The sequence below is a fragment of the Mesorhizobium sp. M7A.F.Ca.AU.001.01.1.1 genome, assembly GCF_004022735.1.
In the GTDB taxonomy this organism is placed as follows: Bacteria; Pseudomonadota; Alphaproteobacteria; order Rhizobiales; family Rhizobiaceae; genus Mesorhizobium; species Mesorhizobium ciceri.
Window position 1 is genome coordinate 1 of sequence record NZ_RZPF01000641.1, and the last position, 3819, is coordinate 3819.

4 protein-coding genes are annotated in these 3819 nt (G+C 59.7%); 1 reads left to right on the top strand and 3 read right to left on the bottom strand.

Annotated elements, in window-relative coordinates:
* The coding region (locus tag EN884_RS28870; RefSeq protein ID WP_164895208.1) for a ferritin-like domain-containing protein at positions 1-415 on the bottom strand (415 nt) is incomplete at its 3' end.
* A 234-nt stretch (positions 416-649) separates the two neighbouring features.
* Here EN884_RS28870 and EN884_RS28875 point away from each other — a divergent pair.
* Positions 650-2359 carry an HAD family hydrolase gene (locus EN884_RS28875; protein ID WP_063168016.1) on the top strand — a complete coding sequence of 570 codons (1710 nt, stop codon included), beginning with the start codon at positions 650-652 and terminating at the stop codon, positions 2357-2359.
* A gap of 46 nt (positions 2360-2405) precedes the next feature.
* On the opposite strand, the gene EN884_RS28880 is transcribed toward EN884_RS28875, so the two are convergent.
* Positions 2406-2867: a RidA family protein gene (locus tag EN884_RS28880; RefSeq protein ID WP_063168017.1), complete on the bottom strand. Its 462-nt coding sequence runs from the start codon at positions 2865-2867 to the stop codon at positions 2406-2408.
* A 23-nt stretch (positions 2868-2890) separates the two neighbouring features.
* A partial coding sequence (locus tag EN884_RS28885; protein ID WP_164895209.1) for a molybdopterin cofactor-binding domain-containing protein occupies positions 2891-3819 on the bottom strand: 929 nt, incomplete at its 5' end.

Sequence of the window (3819 nt, forward strand, 5' to 3'; positions counted from 1 at the left end):
CATTGGCGCAGTCGGTGCGGCCAAGCTGCTTGGCCCAGGCGATGAGCGTGCCGTAGCGCGTCATCTCGTAGTGTTCGACGGCCTGCGCCGAAGCAATCAGCGCCGCGTCGAGAACCTCCTTGTCATCGACGTCACCGCTCACATCGTCGGCCTCCTCGAGAATGCCGTCGATTGCCGGACAGTTGACCTCCTTGGCCTTGACGCCATGCAACTCAAACACCTGTTCGACGCGCTCGACATGGCCTCTCGTCTGATCGAGGTGCTTTTCAAATCCGGCTTTCAATTGCGGGTCGGTTGCCTTGTCGATCATCTTCGGCAGCGCTTTCTCGATCTGCTTTTCGGCGTAATAGATGTCGCGCAGCGTGTGCACGAAGAGATCGTCGAGTGTCTTTATGTCCTTCGAAAAGAAGCCCATGGCCTTACCTTTCATTGCGCTTGGTGTGGATTTCGGCGACGGGGTTTGCGCCGCCAACAAAGACCGGGACGGTTCCCGGCTTCTCTGGTCAACGTGCCGGCACCGAAGGAGTTCCTGATTTCCGAGGGCGGACCGTTCCCCCTTCTCCAAGACCTCGATCCGGTCGGCGGGGAGCCTTTGTCTCGATCACACGTTCTAGCCGCAGAGCAATCGGAACCGAGAAGGGTTGGCGGAATGTATTTCATTGCATTGGCGACTGACTATGACGGCACGCTGGCTCATGATGGGGTCGTCGCCAAGAAAACGCTCACTGCGCTTGAGCGGTTCAAGAAAAGCGGCCGCAAGCTGGTTCTCGTCACCGGGCGTGAACTGCCCGATCTCAAGGGCGTCTTTCCCGAGCTTAGCCTCTTCGACAAGGTCGTCGCTGAGAATGGCGCGATGATCTACACGCCGGCCAGCGAGGAAGAGCGGGTGATCGCCCCGCCGCCCGAGCCCAAATTCGTCGCCAGGTTGAAGAGGCAGGGCGTCAAGCCGCTTTCGGTCGGACGATCGATCGTCGCGACCTGGGAACCGCATCAAGCGACCGTGCTTGAGGTCATCAAGAAGATGGGTCTCGAACTGGAAATCATCTTCAACAAGGGCGCGGTGATGATCCTGCCGAGCGGCATCAACAAAGCCACCGGGCTCGCCGCGGCCCTTCAGGACCTTCGACTTTCGCCGCACAACGTCGTCGGCGTCGGCGACGCCGAGAACGATCATGCGTTCCTGCAAGCCTGTGGCTGCAGCGTCGCCGTCGACAATGCAATTCCGGCGGTCAAGGATACAGCCAACCTGATCATGCCTGGCGCCCGAGGCAAAGGCGTGGAGCAACTGATCGCAAAGCTGATAAAGCGTGATCACGCGATAGTGCCGAAGCGCCATGACGGCATCGTTCTTGGATCATCTGGCGGCGATGATACCTACCTGTCGCCGAGCGACACGATCCTCATTGCCGGGAGTTCCGGTATCGGTAAATCCACCTTGGCCACCGCGCTGACCGAACGCTTCGTCGAAAGCGGCTTTCAGTTTTGTGTCTTCGATCCCGAAGGCGACTATGATGGCCTCGAAGGCGCCGTTCGCCTGGGAGACGGCTCAAGCGCGCCGACAAAGGCGCAAGTGCTCGATCTGATCGCCAAGGCCGACAGCAACATAGTCGTCAATGGACTGGCCCTGCGGGTCGACGAGAGGCCGGATTTCTTTGCCGACCTGCTGCCTGGCCTCAGCAGTTTCCGCCGGCGCACCGCGAGACCGCACTGGCTCGTGATCGATGAAGCGCATCATCTTCTGCCCAAGCGGCGCGACGATACGCGGGCGGTTCTGTCATTGGAATTGCCTGGCACAATCCTGATCACCGTTCACCCCGAGGCGATCTCGACAGACGCCTTGCGCCTGGTGACAGCCATCATTGCGCTTGGCCCCAAGGCAAAGGACGTCGTGAAGGTCTTCTGCCGTGAAACCGGCATTGAGCCGCCGAAGGTCATCCCCAGCCCGAAAGGTGCGCGCGTGCTGTTCTGGCGGCCGCAGGCAGGCAAAAAAGTCAAGACGGTCAAAGTGGTCGAACCACGTCAGTCACTCAAGCGGCACAGCCGGAAATATGCCGAAGGCCAGCTCGACGAAGCCGGCAGCTTCTATTTCCATGGCCCTGAGAATGCGATGAATCTCAGGGCTCACAATCTGATGATCTTCGCTCAGATCGCCGAGGGCATAGATGACAAGACCTGGGAGTTTCATTTGCGCACCGGCGACTATTCCAAATGGTTTCGACATCAGATCAGGGACAAGGACCTGGCGCGCGAAACCGCCGAGGCGGAAGAGGACAAGACCCTGTCGGCGGAGGAGAGCCGCAAGCGGGTGCTTGATGCCGTGCGCCGCCGTTACACGGCTCCCGCCACAGCCCCGGAGTGACACGCGAGAGCCAAGGCAATCAAGCCAGCGCTGCATGCGAAATTCTTCAGTCAGGCAACGCCGCCACCGCGACAATTTCAACGACGATGTCGGCTTGCGCAAGCGCTGCAACTCCGATCACCTCCGAAGGCGGCGGGTTGTTATAGCTGCAGTGCTTCGGGCAATGCTCGGCAAAGAACTCGTCCAGTACGTCGAGACGAAAATTGGGTGAACTCAGAACGCCGCCATCGGGAAATGGCCCCTTGATGAAGAAGGTCAGCCGGATGAGATAGTCGAGCGCGCTGCCGAGTTCTTCCAGATCTGATTTGATGTTCGCCAGAATTGCACGCCACTGTGCCGCCGCATCGCCAGTGAATCCCCCTCCTCTCTTTCCGGTCGGATCATAATTTTCGGCGGTTGCCGTATTTCCGCAAAGGTAGACAAATCCCTTTGCTCCGGAGACGACCGTGCCTTTTCCCCACGGCATCAACTTTCCGTTTTTGAATTTCTTATGGGTTACGAGTTCCATGCTTCGTCCAGAACTCTTGATCGTCAGCCTATCAAATCGTCTATTCTGATCGGCAGATCGCGAATGCGCTTGCCGGTGGCATGATAGACGGCACTCGCCACGGCAGCAGCCGTTCCGACATTGCCGAGTTCGCCCAAACCCTTGACGCCGGCAGGGTTGACCTGATGGTCGATTTCGGGGACCAGGATAACGTCGACCTGTTTGATGTCGGCGTTGACCGGTACGAGATAGTCCTGCAGGTCGCGGTTGACGTAGCGCGCGTGTCGCTGATCGATTTCCGTCGCCTCGTGCAACGCCTGGCCGATACCCCAGATCATGCCACCCATCAGCTGGCTGCGCGCGGTGCGCGTGTTCATGATGCGCCCGGCGGCGAAGGCCCCGACGATGCGCGGGGCCCGGATTTCGCGTGTATAGCTGTTGATGCGCACTTCGACGAACTCGGCGCCAAAGGCATATTTGACCGAATCTTCGTCGTTCTCTCCACCATGAAATTCCGACTGTCCGGCATAGAGTTTGCTGAGGGCTTCAGGCGAAGAACCCTTCGGCGCAAACTCGGCATATTCCTCGATGGCGCCGACTTGCATAGCCTTGAAGACATCAGCCAGCTTTGCGGATTTGCCGGTCTCGGTGACGACCTCTTCGTCCTTCAAGTCCAGCTTCGCATTGCCCGAACCGGCCAGCGGAGCCCCCCTGCCCGCAGCGGCGGCGAACAGCTTTTCGCGTATCGCGTCGCAGGCTTTCATGACCGCCGAGCAGACACTGGCGGTCGAGATCGATCCGCCCGACACGGGAGCCGGCGGCAAGGCACTGTCGCCCATCTCGACGCTGATCTTGTCCATGCCGATGCCCAGTCTTTCGGCCGCCATCTGGCCGGCAATGGTGCGAACGCCGGTGCCGATTTCATGCGAGCCGCACTGGATCCGAACCTCGCCGTCGGCGGTGAGACGAACCC